Source organism: Sphingomonas zeicaulis, assembly GCF_050433225.1.
Taxonomy (GTDB): domain Bacteria; phylum Pseudomonadota; class Alphaproteobacteria; order Sphingomonadales; family Sphingomonadaceae; genus Sphingomonas_D; species Sphingomonas_D zeicaulis.
On record NZ_JBNPXQ010000009.1, the window covers coordinates 237,083 to 253,550 of the forward strand.

At 66.9% G+C, this 16,468-nt stretch carries 19 protein-coding genes; 11 read left to right on the forward strand and 8 right to left on the reverse strand.

The genetic code is table 11. From position 1 onward, the window contains the following. Positions 1–4 precede the first annotated feature (4 nt). The 9 genes from FHS96_RS24800 to FHS96_RS24840 all read left to right on the forward strand — a co-directional run bounded on the left by FHS96_RS24800 (position 5) and on the right by FHS96_RS24840 (position 5,735). Positions 5–3,085: a hypothetical protein gene (locus FHS96_RS24800; protein ID WP_429598280.1), complete on the forward strand. Its 3,081-nt coding sequence runs from the start codon at positions 5–7 to the stop codon at positions 3,083–3,085. Then, positions 3,082–3,285: a hypothetical protein gene (locus FHS96_RS24805; RefSeq protein WP_429598282.1), complete on the forward strand. Its 204-nt coding sequence runs from the start codon at positions 3,082–3,084 to the stop codon at positions 3,283–3,285. Before FHS96_RS24800 ends, FHS96_RS24805 begins: the two co-directional genes overlap by 4 nt. Continuing rightward, positions 3,282–3,470, forward strand: coding sequence for a hypothetical protein (locus tag FHS96_RS24810; protein WP_429598284.1), 189 nt, complete (start codon positions 3,282–3,284; stop codon positions 3,468–3,470). The genes FHS96_RS24805 and FHS96_RS24810 overlap by 4 nt, the downstream gene beginning before the upstream one ends. After that, the gene (locus tag FHS96_RS24815) at positions 3,467–3,589 is read left to right on the forward strand and encodes a hypothetical protein (RefSeq protein WP_429598286.1); all 123 of its coding nucleotides are present in this window, start codon (positions 3,467–3,469) and stop codon (positions 3,587–3,589) included. Before FHS96_RS24810 ends, FHS96_RS24815 begins: the two co-directional genes overlap by 4 nt. Further along, on the forward strand, positions 3,589–4,017 hold the full coding sequence (locus tag FHS96_RS24820) for an N-acetylmuramoyl-L-alanine amidase (protein ID WP_429598288.1): 429 nt from the start codon (positions 3,589–3,591) through the stop codon (positions 4,015–4,017). Before FHS96_RS24815 ends, FHS96_RS24820 begins: the two co-directional genes overlap by 1 nt. Further along, a complete protein-coding gene (locus FHS96_RS24825) occupies positions 4,014–4,304 on the forward strand; it encodes a hypothetical protein (RefSeq protein WP_429598290.1) in 291 nt (96 codons plus the stop codon). Before FHS96_RS24820 ends, FHS96_RS24825 begins: the two co-directional genes overlap by 4 nt. Then, the gene (locus tag FHS96_RS24830) at positions 4,301–5,071 is read left to right on the forward strand and encodes a hypothetical protein (RefSeq protein WP_429598292.1); all 771 of its coding nucleotides are present in this window, start codon (positions 4,301–4,303) and stop codon (positions 5,069–5,071) included. Before FHS96_RS24825 ends, FHS96_RS24830 begins: the two co-directional genes overlap by 4 nt. Continuing rightward, entirely contained in the window at positions 5,064–5,198 is a 135-nt protein-coding gene (locus FHS96_RS24835) for a hypothetical protein (protein WP_429598294.1), read from the forward strand. The genes FHS96_RS24830 and FHS96_RS24835 overlap by 8 nt, the downstream gene beginning before the upstream one ends. A gap of 225 nt (positions 5,199–5,423) precedes the next feature. Further along, a complete protein-coding gene (locus FHS96_RS24840; RefSeq protein ID WP_429598296.1) occupies positions 5,424–5,735 on the forward strand; it encodes a hypothetical protein in 312 nt (103 codons plus the stop codon). Between the two features lie 92 nt (positions 5,736–5,827). Here FHS96_RS24840 and FHS96_RS24845 read toward each other — a convergent pair whose 3' ends face one another. Both FHS96_RS24845 and FHS96_RS24850 read right to left on the reverse strand, forming a co-directional pair. After that, positions 5,828–6,085 carry a hypothetical protein gene (locus FHS96_RS24845; RefSeq protein WP_429598298.1) on the reverse strand — a complete coding sequence of 86 codons (258 nt, stop codon included), beginning with the start codon at positions 6,083–6,085 and terminating at the stop codon, positions 5,828–5,830. 187 nt (positions 6,086–6,272) lie between these two features. Continuing rightward, positions 6,273–6,668 (reverse strand): VOC family protein, encoded by a 396-nt coding sequence (locus FHS96_RS24850; RefSeq protein ID WP_429598300.1) that lies wholly within the window; start codon positions 6,666–6,668, stop codon positions 6,273–6,275. A 95-nt stretch (positions 6,669–6,763) separates the two neighbouring features. On the opposite strand from FHS96_RS24850, the gene trmFO reads away from it, so the two are divergent. Then, positions 6,764–8,077 carry a methylenetetrahydrofolate--tRNA-(uracil(54)-C(5))-methyltransferase (FADH(2)-oxidizing) TrmFO gene (gene trmFO / locus FHS96_RS24855; protein WP_429598302.1) on the forward strand — a complete coding sequence of 438 codons (1,314 nt, stop codon included), beginning with the start codon at positions 6,764–6,766 and terminating at the stop codon, positions 8,075–8,077. A 113-nt stretch (positions 8,078–8,190) separates the two neighbouring features. Here trmFO and recA read toward each other — a convergent pair whose 3' ends face one another. The 6 genes from recA to dapA all read right to left on the reverse strand — a co-directional run bounded on the left by recA (position 8,191) and on the right by dapA (position 14,329). After that, on the reverse strand, positions 8,191–9,261 hold the full coding sequence (recA, locus tag FHS96_RS24860; RefSeq protein ID WP_429598304.1) for a recombinase RecA: 1,071 nt from the start codon (positions 9,259–9,261) through the stop codon (positions 8,191–8,193). Between the two features lie 123 nt (positions 9,262–9,384). Then, positions 9,385–9,756, reverse strand: a complete 372-nt coding sequence (locus FHS96_RS24865) for a response regulator (RefSeq protein WP_429598306.1) — start codon at positions 9,754–9,756, stop codon at positions 9,385–9,387. Between the two features lie 111 nt (positions 9,757–9,867). Next, the gene (locus tag FHS96_RS24870; RefSeq protein ID WP_429598395.1) at positions 9,868–12,228 is read right to left on the reverse strand and encodes a hybrid sensor histidine kinase/response regulator; all 2,361 of its coding nucleotides are present in this window, start codon (positions 12,226–12,228) and stop codon (positions 9,868–9,870) included. A gap of 106 nt (positions 12,229–12,334) precedes the next feature. Then, positions 12,335–12,907, reverse strand: coding sequence for a DUF2062 domain-containing protein (locus tag FHS96_RS24875; protein ID WP_429598308.1), 573 nt, complete (start codon positions 12,905–12,907; stop codon positions 12,335–12,337). Then, positions 12,907–13,389 (reverse strand): SsrA-binding protein SmpB, encoded by a 483-nt coding sequence (gene smpB, locus FHS96_RS24880; RefSeq protein ID WP_429598310.1) that lies wholly within the window; start codon positions 13,387–13,389, stop codon positions 12,907–12,909. The genes FHS96_RS24875 and smpB overlap by 1 nt, the downstream gene beginning before the upstream one ends. 64 nt (positions 13,390–13,453) lie before the next feature. Next, positions 13,454–14,329 (reverse strand): 4-hydroxy-tetrahydrodipicolinate synthase, encoded by an 876-nt coding sequence (gene dapA / locus FHS96_RS24885; RefSeq protein WP_429598312.1) that lies wholly within the window; start codon positions 14,327–14,329, stop codon positions 13,454–13,456. Between the two features lie 106 nt (positions 14,330–14,435). Here dapA and FHS96_RS24890 point away from each other — a divergent pair, with 106 nt between their 5' ends. Continuing rightward, positions 14,436–16,439, forward strand: a complete 2,004-nt coding sequence (locus FHS96_RS24890) for a lytic transglycosylase domain-containing protein (protein ID WP_429598314.1) — start codon at positions 14,436–14,438, stop codon at positions 16,437–16,439. Positions 16,440–16,468 lie beyond the last annotated feature (29 nt).

The following is a 16,468-nucleotide window of genomic DNA, read 5'->3' on the forward strand; positions in this document are numbered from 1 at the left end:
GTGAATGACGGTCTCCACAGAAACGGTTGAAGCGCGCAGCACCGGCAACGGGGCGACGCGCAATTACGACGTGCCTTTCCAGTGCGCCGATGCCGCGGACGTGAAGGTTTCCGTCCTCGATGTCGCGAGCGGCGTCGAAACCCTGCTGGTGCTGGATGTCGATTACACGGTGAACGGCGACCTGCGGGCCGGCACCGCGTCGATCGAGACGGCGATCGCCTATCCCGAAGGAAAGACGATCATCCGCTGGCGCGAGACGACGGCGCTGCAAAAGCTCGACTATATCGCGAACGACGGCTTCCCCGCCGAGATGCACGAACGCGGGCTCGACATCCTCACCTTCCTTGCGCAGGAACTGCGCGAAGGCGTGACGGATCTGTTCGCCCGCGCGATCGTCGCGCGCCAGGGCGAGGCACCGAACCTGCTGCTGCCCTTCGCCGCCGATCGCGCCGGCAAGGTCATCGGCTTCGACGGCAGCGGCAACATCCTCGTCAGCATGTCCTATCAGGATCTGCTGAACGCCGAGACCTATGTGCGCGAGACGCTGGTGGAGATCCGCGAGCTCGCGCAGAACGTGCAGGCGATCGCCGCGCAGCGCCTGCCCATCGTGAACGTCGCCGGCGATTACACGATGACCTATGCCGATCTGGGCAAGCGGATCCGCGTGACCAGCGCGATCGACACCAACATCTATGTGCCCGACGATCTGGCCCAGCCGACGACGGTGGGGTTCAACGCGGAAGTGCAGCAGGCCGGTATCGGCAAGGTTTATATCATCCCGTTCAGCACCGCGATCGTGAACAGCATGAACGGCTATAACGGGATCGAGGCGCAGTTCGGCGTCGCGCGGGTGGTGGTGGACAGCGCCACGACGGTGAACCTCGACGGCGATCTGCTGGGCAGCGGCGGCATCGGCTGGATCCAGTCCGCCGAGATCGGCAACGGCTATATCGACATCGTGATTTCGACGGCGCGCGCCGGCGGCTCGCTGGATCCTTCCAAGCTGAGCGTCACGGTGACGGAGCCGGCGACCAATCTCGCGACCGGTGCGGCGACGACGACGGTGCGCACGCTGGGCTGCACCAAATGGGCGCGCCTGCCGGTTCCTGACTATCTGACCAACTGGGAAGTCTCGATCGACGGGGCGACGCAATATGTGCGCGTCTGGCTGGAAAGCTTCGTCTACAGCTCGGCGACGTCGGCAGTGCTGAACGCCCTGCAGGGCTGGTGGATCTGGGACAGCATCGGCGCGCCGCCTTCTGCCAACGTGCCGCTGGCGAACAGCGCGACGCGCGCCAGCCCGGCGCCGTTCGGCAACTGGGTGATGCCCAGCCGCCAGGTGGTGGGCAACAGCCTGACGGTGGAGTTCGTGGCCTTCCACCGCAACGCCCAGCAGGGCCGCATGATCGCCGGCGGGCTGGTGACGGTGACGGACAGCGTGGGCGCGACGCTGACACAGTGGGTGAACAGCACGGTGGTCAGCGGCCGATCGACCGACCGCTGCCCGGTAATCGTCTATCGCCACACCTTCGACATCAGCTCGCTGGCGACGGGCTCGATCAAGGTGGATTGCGTTGCGCGGCCGTTCATTGGCAGCGCGACCTACAACACCGCGACCGCGGGCAGCGGCCGGATCTGGAACAGCCGCTATTTCCTGAAGGATGTGACGCTCGCGGGCTCGCCTTACTATGTCTATGTCAACGAGGCGTCGGGCAACGACACGACGGGAGCGGTCTCGACGACGGCGGCGACCGCGGCGGCCGCGCCATGCGCGACCATTGCCGGTGCGCTCAAGCGGCTGAACGCGGTCGCCGGCCGGATCGACGGCGGCATCGTGCGGGTGATGTCGGGCGGCGCCTCGCTGGGCGATACCGGCGCGACCTTCAACCTGACGCAGAATGTCGGTTGCGTGACGATCACGCGGGATCCGTCCGTTTCCCGCGCGGCGGCGCCGATCCGGATGGCTGGGGCAACCTTCCGGCCGCGCATCACGCTGGGGCTGGCGACGGGCGTCACCTCCGGCTGCGTGCGCTTCAACGATTGCCAGGTGGTGCGCACCGGCGCCGCGCAGTTCGCCGGCGAAACCGGCATCAATCTCAGCGTCCTCTGGGACGATGTGGAGATGGACAATGCTTCGATCACGACGGCGTGGCTGTCGAGCTCGGCGCGCGACAGCGTCTATGGGATGGTGATCACCAACGCGGTCGGCAACGTGCTGGCCTCGACGCAGACCGGCCTGCACAATATCTGGCGGGGGCTGGTGGTGTCCGGCGTGCCGGTCGAGCAGTGCTATCTGCTGGGCAGCGAGCTTACCAGCTGCACCAATCCGGCATCCGCGATCACGACGACGTCGGTCGATGGTGGCTTCGTCTACTGCAACAAGTTCCTCAACGCCTCCAACCTCACGCTGGTGGTGGCGCAGGATCGCAATGTCACCGGCTTCGCGATCGTGCAAAACCTGTTCGAACATCAGAACTCGGCCAACACCGCGGCGATGTGGAGCATCACCCGCGACAATGCCACCGGCAACGTCACGCACATGGTGATCGCGCACAACACACTGACCGGCGCCGGGCTGGCGGCCGGCCGCGGCAACCTGGTCTATGATGATGGCGCCACGCACCGCGTCTCCACGCTGCTGATGTTCAAGGGCAACATCCATTCGGAGATCTCGACGAAGGCCGACCGCTTCGTCTTCCTCAACGAACCGCAATATCCGGACGCCTCGGCGCGCACCGGCAACTGGGAATATGCCAATGGCGTCGATTGCGAAGCGGAGGTGACGCAGTTCCTCGACGGATCCACCACGGGCTTTCAGGCGGCGCGCGAACATCCCGGCATCAACGCGCTGGTCGGCACCTCCGACCGGGTGCGGCTGGATGTGCGTTTCGTCGACTATCGCGGCACGCAAATCGATCCGGTCTCGGGCGTCCTCTCATCCGGTACCGGCGGCGGCGACTATCGCCTGCAGAATGACAGCCCGGCGCGATCGCGGCTGCGATCGGCGGTGCTGAGCCATACGCTCGACGGGGTCGCGCGGCCGACGACGAACGACAACTCCGGCGCCTTCTCGGTGGCGGCGTGAGCCCCGAGATCTGGTCCCTTGCCGGCCAGTTCGGGCCGCTCGGCCTGGTCATCGGCTATCTGGTGTGGCGCGAGACGCGGGCGGACGAGAAGCGCGCGATGGTCGACCGCGAGCGCACCGAAAGCGATCGGGCGCTGGCGGCGGCGCTATCGGCTCTCACCGTCACCATTCAGCACCTGGAACAGGGAATGAGGAAATGAGCGCCGAAGCGATCGATGCGATCCGGGCGGTGCGGCTGGCGGCCCATGGGCTGCGCAACGCCTGCGCATCGATCACCGGCGGAACGGAAATGGCGCTGAGCATCGAAAGTGTCGAGGCGATCGGCGTCACCACGCGCGGGCTGGCGCCCAGCCCGGTCGAGCTGCGGAAGGTGCGCCGACAATGATCGAGGAACCTGCAGACGAACCGCCGGCGGACCCGGCCGATGAGGATCCGCTGACGGATGACGAACGCATGCTGATCGGCCTCGCGCCGCTCTGGCCTCCCAACGAAAGGAACGTGTGATGGGTACGCCTGCGAAGATGGATCCCAAGGGGATCAAATATCTGACGATCCACTGCGCCGCGACGCCGGAGGGGCGCGACGTAAAGGCCGAGACAATCAGCCAGTGGGACATCGCGAAGTTCGGCCAGGTCAGCTATCATTTCGTCGTCGAGCTCGACGGCCTCTTCTACCGTACATTGCGCGACGATCAGCGTGGCGCTCACACCGGCGGCGCCAACACCGGCAATATCGGCATCTGCTACGTCGGCGGTATGGACGCCAAAAACCAGAAGGCGAAGGACACCCGCACCCCGGCCCAGAAGCGGGCGATCCGGACGCTGGTGGCGACCTACCGGGAGCGGTTTCCCAACATCATCGTGCGCGGACATCGCGACTGGCCGGGAGTGGCGAAGGCCTGCCCGAGCTTCGACGTGGCGACGGAGCTGTGAGCGGCGCGGCCGTCGCCATCGAGAATGTGGAGACGGTCGCGGTATCGACCGCACCGGCGATCGGCATGCCCGATCATCCGGTGCGCCTGGCGCGCTGGTACCAGCTCTATGTGCGGCTCGCGCGGCCGTCGCTCGAATGGGTGACGGTTGCCGGGGTGCTTTACGCGCTGGTGATCGGGCCGGCGATCGGGCGGCCGCTGGACGAAGGCTATCTCGTCCAGGTGCTGCTGTTCGCCGGCGGCCTGTTCGGCGTTCGCGCCTATGAAAAGGTGAAGGGTGTGGCATGAGACCGACCGCAACCCCGACGCGGCCGCGGACAGCGCCCTTGTCGCGGCCGAGCTTCGTGCCGCCGGCCGCGGATCTCGCGCCGATCGAGGCGGCGATCGCCACCAAGGCCGACGCGGCCGCGACCGCCACCGCGCTCGCGAACAAGGCGAACGCCAGCACGGTCGGCGGGCTTTCCACCGCACTGAACAGCAAGGCCAGTCAGTCGGCGGTGGACGCGCTGGCGGGGACGGTGGCGGGCAAGGCCGATGCTTCGGCCGTGCCAAAAGCGGCAACGCTCGTGCCGATGGGCGAGGCGGTGGCCGGCGCCGTTGGTGGCGAAACGGAATATGCCCGCGGCGATCACCGGCATCCGCGGCTGACGTCGACGACGGGCAACACGACGGGCAGCCCTGCGTCGCATGTCATCGGATCGGGCGGGACGGTGCAGATCCTGTTCACCCGCACATTCTCGGCGCCGCCGGGCACGGTCTTCACCGAAGTGCCGCCGCCGACCGGCAGCATGCCGGCGCAGGGCGCCAATTTCCGCGTCGAAAGCTGGGTGCGCGAGACGATGACGCCAACGCCGGCCGGCGCCTATATCGGCTGCGTCGTGCGCGCCTGGCGGGGCCAGTCGCTGCCAAACCTCGGGGTGGTCTCGGGGATCCTCACGGCGGTGATCACCGGCGTCAACGCGATCGTCTCCGCGCTGAGCGGCTATAATCCGTTCGGCGCGCCGGCCGCCGGCACCGCCTTCACCTGCATCGCGGTCGCACGATCCGATGCGTAAGCGGGCAGCACCCGATTGGGCGATCGCGTTCGCCCTGCCGGTGGCGCTGATGGCGGCTGCCATGGCGCTTTCCGGAATCGTGCTGCTGCTCGACCAGGTCGCGAAAGGAGTGATGAGATGGCAGTGAGCCTTTGGCTTGTCGGGGGTGGCACGATCGGGGCGCTGGCGCTTTCGATCGGGGCATTTTTCTTCGGCCGCGACGTCGGTCGCGATGCGGTGCGGGCAGAAATGCTCGAACAGGTGGCCGCAGCCGACGCAAAGCGGCGCGATACCGAGATCGAAATGGGGAAGCTGCGGCTGGCGTCCGTCGAGCGGGAGCAAGCGCGGCAAGGGACAATGAGGGAGATCTATCGTGAAGTGCCCACCGTCATCGACCGCCCTGTTTATCGCAATGATTGCATCGACGCTGACGGCGTGCAGCTCCTCGATCGCGCTGCCGACGCCGCGAATTCCGATCGACCGCGCGCTGCTGGTGACGCCGGCGGAACTGCCGGCGATGCCGCGGACGGTGGATCCCGCAACCGGTAAGGCGAAAATCAGCGGCGGCCAGTGCCTGGTCGGCGCGACCGGGCTCTATGACGTCGCCGGCCAGATCCGCAACGACTTCATCGCGCTGCAGGAACAGGTCCGCGCGAGCGAGGGTGAGACCGGCAAGCCGAAATAGGGCGCATTCGGGCTGCGGCTGGCGCTGAGCGCGTTTCCGGGCGTTTGTGAAGCTGAGTGAGGCAAGCGCTCAACGGCGGGCTGCTGCTCGATCTAAAGAGTTTCTCGTTTGCCGCAATTATAGCAGTAGCGATCACTCCTGATCCGGATCGGACGGTTCATCTCGCGTGCAAGCTCTGCGGGGTCGCTAATGAACTTCGGATAGCCGAGCGGTTCATCATGGCGGATCTCGCTACGGTGCCAGTTTGACCAATCGTGCGATCGGTTGGCGGCGCACATGCGATCCTGAGCCTCCTTTGCCAAGCCTTTAAGCAACGACCAGTAGAGCTCTTTCCGTTCATCCTCCGTCATGCCTTGCCTCTTTGTTGCGACGAGACCGCCATTCCGACGATGCGCCGGAAAAGGGGCAAAGTCGGAATGAAAAAAAGACCTAAGTCATTGAAAAGCGGCGGGTGGCTGATAATTGGGAAGCTTCTGCTCTACCATTGAGCTACACCCGCATGCGCGACCGCCTCATTGGCTGGCGGCAGCTTCGCTGTCAACCGGCCGCTGGCTGATGGCACACCGCCTCGACATTGATCCCGTCCGGATCGAGCACGAACGCCGCATAATAGTTAGGATGATAATGCGGGCGGATGCCGGGCGCGCCATGGTCGGTGCCGCCGGCGGCGAGGGCGGCCGCGTGGAAGGCATCGACGAACGCGCGATCATCGACGGTGAAGGCGATGTGGGTGCCCTCGCCCACCCGCTCATTGTCGCCGATCCAGAAGAAGGGGTGATCATCCCTGCCATAGCCGAGCGCGGTGCCGCTGCCGCCGGTCAGTTGGGGGCCGACTTCCATGAGCAAGCTGATCCCCAGCGGCGCCAGTGCGGCCTCATAGAAGGCGCGTGACTTCCCCAGATCGCTGACCGCGAAGCCCACATGATCGATCATCCTCGCCTCCTTCGCCGCATTGGCCTATGGCCCACCGCTTGGTCGCCGGACGGGCGGCCGGTGGAATCGATAGTCTAGACAGGTAAGGTTACGGCGTGACGGCGCATCAGGTCCATATCATCGGCGGCGGTCTGGCGGGGTCGGAGGCGGCATGGCAGCTCGCCCAGGCAGGTTTCCGCGTGCGCCTGTCCGAGATGCGCGGCGTGGAAGGCACGCCGGCGCACCAGACCGACCGGCTCGCTGAACTGGTCTGCTCGAACAGCTTCCGCTCCGACGATGCCGACAGCAACGCGGTGGGCCTGCTGCACGCCGAGATGCGGACGATGGGATCGCTGATCCTGAGCAGCGCCGATGCGCACCGCGTGCCTGCGGGCTCCGCGCTGGCGGTCGATCGCGAGGGTTTCTGCGATGCGGTGACGCGGGCGGTGGAAATGCACCCGCTGATCGAACTCGTCCGTGAGCGTGTCGACGTGCTGCCCGAGGGGCCGGCGATCATCGCCACAGGGCCGCTGACCGCCGCCCCCCTCGCCGCCGCGATTGCCGGGGAGACCGGCACCGATGCGCTGGCCTTCTTCGACGCGCTCGCGCCGATCGTCCATCGCGACAGCATCGATTTCGACGTCGCCTGGTTCCAGTCACGCTGGAACAAGGGCGAGGGCAAGGATTACATCAACTGCCCGATGGACCGCGAGCAATACCAGGCGTTCATCGCCGGGCTGCTGGAAGGTGAGAAGAGCGAATTCAAGGAATGGGAGCGCGACACGCCCTATTTCGACGGCTGCATGCCGATCGAGGTGATGGCGGAGCGCGGGGTGGATACGCTGCGCCACGGCCCGATGAAGCCGGTGGGGCTCGACGATCCGCGTACCGGGCGCTGGCCACATGCGGTGGTCCAGCTTCGGCAGGACAATGCGCTGGGCACCTTGTGGAACATCGTCGGCTTCCAGACCAAGCTGAAGCATGCCGAGCAGGTGCGGCTGTTCCGCACCATCCCAGGCCTTGAGAACGCGCAGTTCGCGCGGCTGGGCGGGCTGCACCGCAACACCTTCATCCAGAGCCCCAAGCTGCTCGACGGCGAGTTGCGGCTGCGCTCGCGCCCCAACGTCCGCTTCGCCGGCCAGATCACGGGGTGCGAGGGCTATGTCGAATCCGCCGCCGTGGGGATGCTCGCCGGGCGCTTCCTCGCCGCCGAACTGGCGGGCACCACGCTCAACGCGCCACCGGTCACGACCGCGCTGGGCGCGCTGCTGGGGCATATCACCGGCGGCGCGGAGGCGGAGACCTTCCAGCCGATGAACGTCAATTTCGGGCTGTTCCCGCCGGTCGAGGGCAAGAAGCGCAAGGCGGATCGCAAGATGCAATATACTGCACGTGCCCGCGCCGACCTCGAAAGCTGGCTCGCCGCCTAAGCGTTCCGACGGCTTCGGCCCTCAACCATAGATACAACAAGGCCCGCCGCGTCCGATGACGCGACGGGCCTCGAGTGCTTGAAACGGGGTTCGTGTCCCTGGCCTCGTCAGGCTCAGAGATCGTCGTCCGCCTCGGGTCCCACCATCATCTCTTCCGCGACCTTCTCAGTGCGGCTGCGGATCGCCTTTTCTAGACGCGTCATCACTTCGGGATTGTCGCGCAGATAGGATTTCGCGTTCTCGCGGCCCTGGCCGATCCGGATCGAATCATAGGAGAACCAGGAGCCCGATTTCTCGACGAGGCCGGCCTTCACGCCGATGTCGAGCACTTCGCCGGTCTTGGAGACGCCCTCGCCATACATGATGTCGAATTCCACCTGCTTGAACGGCGGCGCCACCTTGTTCTTAACCACCTTCACGCGGGTGGTGTTGCCGACGATTTCGTCGCGATCCTTGATCTGGCCGGTGCGGCGGATGTCGAGACGGACCGACGCATAGAATTTCAGCGCGTTGCCGCCCGTCGTGGTTTCGGGGCTGCCATACATCACGCCGATCTTCATGCGGATCTGGTTGATGAAGATCACGGTGCAGCGCGAACGGCTGATCGAACCGGTGATCTTGCGCAGCGCCTGGCTCATCAGGCGGGCCTGCAGGCCGACATGGCTGTCGCCCATCTCGCCCTCGATTTCAGCGCGCGGCACCAGGGCCGCAACCGAATCGATAACCAGCACGTCGATCGCATTGGAACGCACCAGCGTGTCCGCGATCTCCAGCGCCTGCTCACCCGTGTCGGGCTGGCTGACGATCAGTTCGTCGATGTCGACGCCGAGTTTCTTGGCATAGACCGGATCGAGCGCATGTTCGGCGTCGATGAAGGCGGCGGTGCCGCCGGTCTTCTGCGCCTCGGCGATCGCGTGGAGCGCCAGCGTGGTCTTGCCCGACGATTCGGGCCCGAAGATCTCGATAATGCGCCCGCGCGGCAGGCCGCCGATGCCGAGCGCGATATCCAGCCCGAGCGAGCCGGTGGAAACCGCTTCGATCTCGATCTTTTCCCGGCTGCCCAGCTTCATCGCCGAGCCCTTGCCGAAGGCGCGATCGATCTGCGCCAATGCTGCTTCGAGTGCTTTCTGCCTGTCCATATTTCCCGCCGAATCCGCGCCGATGACCCGAAGTTGAGCTGCCATGGGCCAAGCCTCCCGTAGTCGCTCCGCGCGAACCGTTCAACGCGGTGGCAACCTAGTATCCGATTTGTTCTACCGGAACAAGAGGGGAACTTTCACGGAAAAATATACGGCCGAGCCCGCGTGTCAGCCCTGCCCAGGCTGATCCTGCGTGAGCTGGTTCAACGCACGTTCGACCGAATCGATCGTGAACGGCTTCGCCAGCACCGGCGCGGCGCGATGTGCCGTCGGCGTCTCTCCAACGACGCCGCCCGTCGCCAGCAGGAAGGGCCGCCCCGCATCGACCAGCGCGTCCGCCACCGGCCAGCACGCCTCACCGCGCAGATGGACGTCGAGGATTGCGGCGTCGAAGGTCGCGCCGTCAACCTGGCTGATCGCGTCCGACACCGTATCGGCGGTACCGGCGACCCGATGGCCGAGTGCCTCGAGGAAATCTTCGAGCATCATCGCGATGAGTGGTTCATCCTCAATGATCAGAAACGTCTGGGGGGTGGCCATCTTGCCTCTTTTTGTTGGCGACCGTCGTTCCGGCCCTTTCGACCATAGATCGGAACGGATCCGGATTCCTTGATCTGAATTATGCTCCCCTTTCCCGTCGCGGGGGGCACGTCAAGCACTCAACCGCTCGCGCGTCGCCTCGGCGAGCTGCTGCATCGAGAAGGGCTTGGCCAGGAAGCCGACATTGGCAATGTCGATCGATCGGCGCAGTTGTTCCTCGGCATAGCCGGACATGAATAGGATCGGCAGATCGGGCATGCGCCGGCGCGCGTGGTTGACCAGCGTCGGGCCGTCCATCGCCGGCATCACCACGTCCGAGATCAGCAGGTCGATCTGGCCACCGCGGTCGAGGATCTCAAGCGCCTCCTCGCCATTCTCCGCCGTCAGCACGGTATAGCCATGCCGGGCGAGCGCGCGTTCGGTGACGCTGCGCACCATCCCCTCATCTTCCACCAGCAGCACGGTGCCGCTGCCCCACAGCTCGCCCAGCCGCTGCCGCGGTGCTGCGCGCGCCTCCACCTTGGCATCAACGCGGTGGACCGGCAGGTAGATCACGAATTCGGTGCCGCGCCCCGGCCGGCTGTCCGCGAAGATCGACCCGCCCGATTGCTTGACGATGCCGTAGACGGTGGAAAGCCCCAGCCCGGTGCCCTTGCCGACCTCCTTGGTGGTGAAGAAGGGTTCGAAGATCTTGGGCAATATCTCGGGCGGAATGCCGGTGCCGGTGTCCGCCACGCTGAACGCCGTATAGTCGGCCACCGGCAGCATGTCGGTCGCCATGCGGCGCACTTCAGCCGCGGAAACCGCGAAGGTCTGGATGGTCAGTGTGCCGCCGCCGCGCGGCAGCATCGCATCGCGCGCGTTCACGGCGAGGTTGACGATCACCTGCTCGAGCTGCCCCGGGTCGGCGCGCACCGGCCCCAGATCGCGGCCATGCTTGACGACCAGTGTCACCGTTTCGCCCAGCAGACGCTTGAGGAGGTTGGAGACTTCCGAGATCGTGTCGGGCAGCTGCAGCGTCTGCGGCCGCAGCGTCTGCTGGCGTGAAAAGGCGAGCAGCTGGCGGGTCAGGCTCGCGGCGCGGTTAGAATTGGCCTTGATCTGCTGGATATCGTCATAATCGCTGTCGCCCGGGGTGTGGCGCATCAGCATCAGGTCGCAATGGCCGATGATCGCAGTCAGCACATTGTTGAAATCATGCGCGACGCCGCCAGCGAGCTGCCCCACCGCCTGCATCTTCGTCGCCTGCGCGACCTGGCGTTTGAGCCGCGATTCCTCGCTGCTGTCCTTCAGGCTGAGCAGCACCGCGGCATCGCCCAGACCGCGCGCGCCGGCGATGGTCAGCGCCACCGGCTCGTCCGGCAGATGCGCAAGGCGCACGGCGACGTCGCCCGAAAGCGCGCGGCCACTGGCGAAGCGGTGAACCGCGTCGGCGACCGCCGCCTTGTCCTCGCGGACGACGAGATCGCCGGGATAGAGCGGCGGGCTGGCGGTATCGATCCCCGCCGCCTGCACGAAAGCATCGTTGAAGAACAGGAATCGCCCGTCGCGGTCGGCAAGCGCCAGGCCCATCGGCAGCATCGCCAGCAAGGTCTGGATATGGCCCGAAGCGGCCCCAGCGCTGGCACCGGGCCCAACCGGATCGTCTATCATCAGGAGCAAGGTGGCGCTCCCCTCCCCGTCCAGCGGCACCTGGATCATCCGCAGCGGCACGCCCTGCGCGCCCTCCCGCGCGAAGCGGATCACGCCGCCCCGATCGGCGGTGAGCAGCCGGACGAATTCGGCGCCGATCAGCGACGCGTCCGCACGCCGCTCGGCGCGGGTGGCGAAGGCGGAATTAGCGGCAAGGATGCGCCCCTCGCCGTCGACGATCGCCCCCATCACCCCCGCGGCACCCAGCCGCTGCCCGCCATCGCCCCCGATCAGCACCTGCGCCTGCCCGGCAAGATCCTGCGCGCCACTGCTGCGGCTGAAGCGCCAGACGAGATGATCCTCCCCCTGCCCCGCACGCTGCACCGCGACGCCAATGTCCGAACCATCGTGGCGGAAGGATGCGGCGGCACCGCTCCCGTCGCGCCACGCAGAGCGGCCGGCGGCGGTCAGCCGTTCGATAGCCGCCTCACCCACGGGCAATCCCGGTGGCGTTTCCAAGCCCGGGAACCAGTAGCCGAACATCTCGCTGGCGCAGACCAGCCGCCCCGCGCGGTCGGTAACGGCCACAGCCGCACCCGCCGCGTCGGCGGCCGCGCGCACCAGCGCCCAGTCGGCAACCACGACCTCATCGGGAAGGTTCGGATAGAGCCGGCCGTAGAGCCAGACCAGCATCGCCGCCGCGATCACCAGCGCAAGCATGCCCGCGCCGAAGCGCAAGTCCCCCACCGCCCAGCCAATCAGGGTGGCGGAGGCGAGTGCACCGCCAGCGACTGCGGCGAGCGTCAGGCCATTGGCGCTCCCCCGCTCAGCGAACGGCATGGTGCGGGCGGGATCGGGCGGGGGCGGGGCCATGCGGGTCATCAGCCTTCGGCCGCGCGCGACGGGCAGTCAATATGCAGCCCGCCCAAAAGCGGCGGCCGAGCGCTCAATGGCCGCGGATCAGCCGGTAATGCGCGCGCCGATTCCACTTGCGGCCAACCCACAGCCGCCACGCGAATACCGCGATCAGATAGCCGACCGCCGCCGACATCAGCGAGATCAGCGCGAGGCCGAACAGCAGCGCCGGCGCCGCTTCCGAAAACAGCCAGGCCGCCCATTGGCCGATCGAGGCGCCATGTTCGATCAGATACATCAGCCGGCCCACATCCGCGCCGACATCGAGGATCAGATTGCCAAGATAGACCGACGCGGCGAGGATCAACGGCGTCGTCAGCGGGTTGGAGAGGAAGGTCATCGCCGCGGCGATCGGGATGTTGGCGCGAAACGGCAGCGCGAGCAGCGCCGCGCCGGCGATCTGCACCCCCGGTATCAGCAGAAAGATGCCGACGAGCAAACCGAGTGCCACGCCGCGCGGCACCGAGCGTCGGGTGAAGCGCCACAGTTCGGGCGCGAGTACACGAGGAGCGAACGGCCGGAAGAAGCGGTTCTTCTCGAAGCTTTCGCGGGTCGGCGCGTTGCGGTTGACCCAGCCGAAGAAGCCCCCGCTCTCCTGGCGCATCAGCCGCGGTCTCTGAGCACGCGGGCCTGTTCGCGCTTCCAATCCCGTTGCTTGGCCGTTTCGCGCTTGTCGTGCAACTTCTTGCCCTTCGCCAGCGCCAGTTCCACCTTCGCCCGGCCACGCGGGTTGAAATAGACTGAGAGCGGGATCAGCGTCATCCCCTCGCGGCCGACGGCAACGGTCATCTTGTTGATCTCGCGCTCATGCAGCAGCAGCTTGCGCGGGCGCTTGGGCTCATGGTTGAAGCGGTTGCCATGGCTGAATTCGGGGATGTTGGCGTTGATCAGCCACGCCTGCCCATCCTTCACCTCGGCATAGCTTTCCGCGATCGATCCCTCGCCGAAGCGCAGCGACTTCACCTCAGTGCCGGTCAGGGCAATGCCGGCCTCGAAGAAATCCTCGAGGAAATAGTCGTGACGCGCGCGCCGGTTCTCGGCAACGGTCTTCACCTTTTCGAACGTAGCGGGTTTGGGACGGGCCATCTTGACTATCTAGGATTTTGTTGCCGGCATTTCACCGGCGCCATCACGGATTCAGAACGAAAACTTAGACCAGCCCGGCAATCGCCAGCGCCGCATCCACCGCAGCCCGGCTCGCCGAGGAGGGCGGAGTCATCGGCAGGCGCAGATCAGTCGACATGTCCGGGCGGACGCGGCCCAGCGCATATTTGACCGGGCCAGGTGAAGCATCGGTGAACAAGGCGGCATGGAGCGGATAGAGCTTGTCCTGCAGGTCCAGCGCGCGTGCCCAGTCACCCGCGGCGCAGGCGGCCTGGAATTCGGCGCACAGCCGCGGCGCGACATTGGCCGTCACCGAGATGCAGCCGGCACCGCCCATTGCCATGAAGCCCAGCGTCATGTCGTCATTGCCCGACAGCTGGCAGAAATCGGTGCCGCAGCCGATGCGCTGCGCGGAGGCGCGCGCAACATTGCCGCTGGCATCCTTGACGCCGACGATCGTTGGAATGCGCGACAGCCGGATCATCGTTTCAACCGATATGTCGGTAATCGTGCGCCCCGGCACGTTGTAGAGGATGATCGGCAGGTCGCACTTGTCCGCCAGATAGGCGAAATGGGCGTAGACGCCCTCCTGGTTAGGCCGGTTGTAATAGGGCGCGACTACCAGCGCGGCGGCCGCACCACTCGCCTTGGCGACCTCCATATGCTCCAGCGCGGTCATCGTGTCGTTCGAACCGCAGCCTGCAATCACCGGCACACGCCCCGCCGCCTGCTCCACGCACACCTCAACGACGCGATTATGCTCGGCGATCGTCATCGTCGCCGATTCACCGGTGGTTCCGCACGGCACCAGCGCGCTTGATCCCTCGGAGACCTGCCAGTCGACGAAGGCGCGAAAAGCCGGCTCGTCGAACGCTCCGTCGCGGAACGGCGTCACCAGGGCCGGTATCGAGCCGGAAAACATCAGGTTGCTCCTTCACCGCGCGGCACGCCCGCGCCATAACGGGGGCATGAACGCCCCATTCCTCGTCGTCGCGCCTGATAGGGACGCACCCCCCCGGCTGTCCAGCATGCTTGCGCGCCTCGCCATCGGCGTCGCGCTTGCCGCCGCCACCGCCTCACCGGCGCTGGCGCAGACGCTTAGCCCCGAACAACGCGGCTGGTATCGCGCGCGCATGGGGGTGGGCGGTGCGCTGATGCCCAGCAGCACCGTGCGTACCGATCCGCTCGCCGAGGCGGTCGTCGAATGGAGCCGGCTGTCGGGCAATGACAGCGCCGGCTTCGAACAGATCGCGCCCTTCTTGATGGCGCACCCCGGCTGGCCGGGGCAGGATGACATGCGCCGCACGGCCGAGCGCGCGATCCGCCCCGACTCCTATTCGCCGGCACAGGTCGCCGCCTTCTTCCGCCGCTTCCCGCCGCTGACCGCGATCGGCAATGCGCGCTTCGCCGATGCCCTCGCCGCCACCGGCGACCGCGCCGGCGCCGCCCAGGCCGCCCGCGCCGCCTGGGCGACGGGCGTGCTGCCGACGGTGGACGAGGCGCGGCTGATCGCGGCGCACAGCAGCGCCTTCACCCCGCTCGATTATGATGCGCGCGTTGATACCCTGTTGTGGGCCCGGCGGCCGGCGGATGCCGCCCGCGTCGTCGGCCTCACCTCGCCCGCGCGCCGGCCGCTGTTCGAGGCCCGAATAGCGATGCTCACCAACGCGCCCGACGCCGCGGCGCGATCGAGCGCGCTGCTCGGCACCGGCCGCAGCGATGCCGGCTTCGTCGCCGATCGCGCGCGCTGGCTGCTCAACACCAACCAGTTCCCCGCAGCCCGCGCCTGGCTGGCGCAACCGCGCACGCTGGTCAGCCGCCCGGCGAATGTGGAAACCTGGTATGAGGCGCTGCTGCTCCACGCCCGCGCCGCCGCCAAGGACGGGCAGAGCACGACCGCCTACGACATCGCCCGCCAGATCGACGATGCCTATGCGCCGGGCGTCGCGGTGCGGGACCGGCCACTGGGCGAGCGCGACGATTATACCAGCCTCGCCTGGCTCGCCGGGCAGACCGCGCTGGAAAAGCTCGGCCGGCCCGCGGACGCAATCCCGATGTTCGAGCGCTATGCGACGGCGGCGCGATCGCCGCAGACCCAGTCCAAGGGCTATTACTGGGCCGGGCGCGCGGCGCAGGCGGCCGGGCGCGGCGCTGACGCGACCCGCTATTACACGCTCGCCGCGACGCATTACGACCAGTTCTACGGCCAGTTGGCGACCGAGCGGCTGGGCCGGCCGATCACCGTGCCGCAGGTGCCGCCCCCGCTCGTGGCGCCCAGCTTGCGCGACAGCTGGATGAACCGCGAACCGGTGCGCGCCGCGGTGCTGCTCGGCGAACTCGGTGCACGCCAGCAGCAGACGCGCTTCGTCCGCGCGATCGCGCTGGATGCCAGGAGCGAGGCGGACCATGTCTTCGCCGCCGAACTGGCGATCCGAATGGGCCGCCCGGATCTTGGCGTGATGATCGGCCGCAGCGCGCGGATGAACGGGCTAGACATGCCGCAGACCGGCTTCCCGCGGATGAACGTGCCCGTCGCCTACCAGTCGAACTGGACCATCATCCACGCGATCACGCGGCAGGAAAGCCAGTTCGACCGCGAGGCGATGAGCCATGCCGGCGCGCGCGGGCTGATGCAGCTGATGCCCGGCACCGCCCGCGAAACCTCCGCGCGGATCGGCGTCAGCTATCGGTTGGACGGACTCACCAGCGATCCCGATTATAATGTCAGCCTGGGAGCGACCTATATCCAGCGCATGCTCGATTATTATGGCGGCAGCTATGTGCTCGCGGTGGCGGCCTACAACGCCGGCCCCGGCAATGTGAACAAATGGCTGCGCGCCAATGGCGACCCGCGCACCGGTTCGGTCGACGTGCTCGAATGGATCGAGGCGATCCCGCTCACCGAGACACGCGGCTATGTGCAGCGCGTGCTGGAGAATGCGGTGGTCTATGACCAGATGCGGCCGACCACCACAAGCCGGCCGATCGCCCCGCTCTCCTATTATCTCGGCAAGCCGGGGCGCCCGGGCTGAGGCGGCGGCCGGAGCATCACCGGTGTCTC

What these genes read in the sequence shown, in the direction of transcription:
- FHS96_RS24810 (WP_429598284.1), top strand. Translation starts at nt 3,282, where the DNA reads ATGAGCGCCGAAGCGATCGATGCGATCCGGGCGGTGCGGCTGGCGGCC.
- smpB (WP_429598310.1), bottom strand. Translation starts at nt 13,389, where the DNA reads ATGGCCCGTCCCAAACCCGCTACGTTCGAAAAGGTGAAGACCGTTGCC.
- FHS96_RS24800 (WP_429598280.1), top strand. Translation starts at nt 5, where the DNA reads ATGACGGTCTCCACAGAAACGGTTGAAGCGCGCAGCACCGGCAACGGG.
- FHS96_RS24865 (WP_429598306.1), bottom strand. Translation starts at nt 9,756, where the DNA reads ATGGCCACCCCCCAGACGTTTCTGATCATTGAGGATGAACCACTCATC.
- FHS96_RS24830 (WP_429598292.1), top strand. Translation starts at nt 4,301, where the DNA reads ATGAGACCGACCGCAACCCCGACGCGGCCGCGGACAGCGCCCTTGTCG.
- FHS96_RS24890 (WP_429598314.1), top strand. Translation starts at nt 14,436, where the DNA reads ATGCTTGCGCGCCTCGCCATCGGCGTCGCGCTTGCCGCCGCCACCGCC.
- FHS96_RS24815 (WP_429598286.1), top strand. Translation starts at nt 3,467, where the DNA reads ATGATCGAGGAACCTGCAGACGAACCGCCGGCGGACCCGGCCGATGAG.
- dapA (WP_429598312.1), bottom strand. Translation starts at nt 14,329, where the DNA reads ATGTTTTCCGGCTCGATACCGGCCCTGGTGACGCCGTTCCGCGACGGA.
- FHS96_RS24870 (WP_429598395.1), bottom strand. Translation starts at nt 12,228, where the DNA reads ATGCCGTTCGCTGAGCGGGGGAGCGCCAATGGCCTGACGCTCGCCGCA.
- FHS96_RS24850 (WP_429598300.1), bottom strand. Translation starts at nt 6,668, where the DNA reads ATGATCGATCATGTGGGCTTCGCGGTCAGCGATCTGGGGAAGTCACGC.
- FHS96_RS24875 (WP_429598308.1), bottom strand. Translation starts at nt 12,907, where the DNA reads ATGCGCCAGGAGAGCGGGGGCTTCTTCGGCTGGGTCAACCGCAACGCG.
- recA (WP_429598304.1), bottom strand. Translation starts at nt 9,261, where the DNA reads ATGGCAGCTCAACTTCGGGTCATCGGCGCGGATTCGGCGGGAAATATG.
- FHS96_RS24845 (WP_429598298.1), bottom strand. Translation starts at nt 6,085, where the DNA reads ATGACGGAGGATGAACGGAAAGAGCTCTACTGGTCGTTGCTTAAAGGC.
- FHS96_RS24835 (WP_429598294.1), top strand. Translation starts at nt 5,064, where the DNA reads ATGCGTAAGCGGGCAGCACCCGATTGGGCGATCGCGTTCGCCCTGCCG.
- FHS96_RS24820 (WP_429598288.1), top strand. Translation starts at nt 3,589, where the DNA reads ATGGGTACGCCTGCGAAGATGGATCCCAAGGGGATCAAATATCTGACG.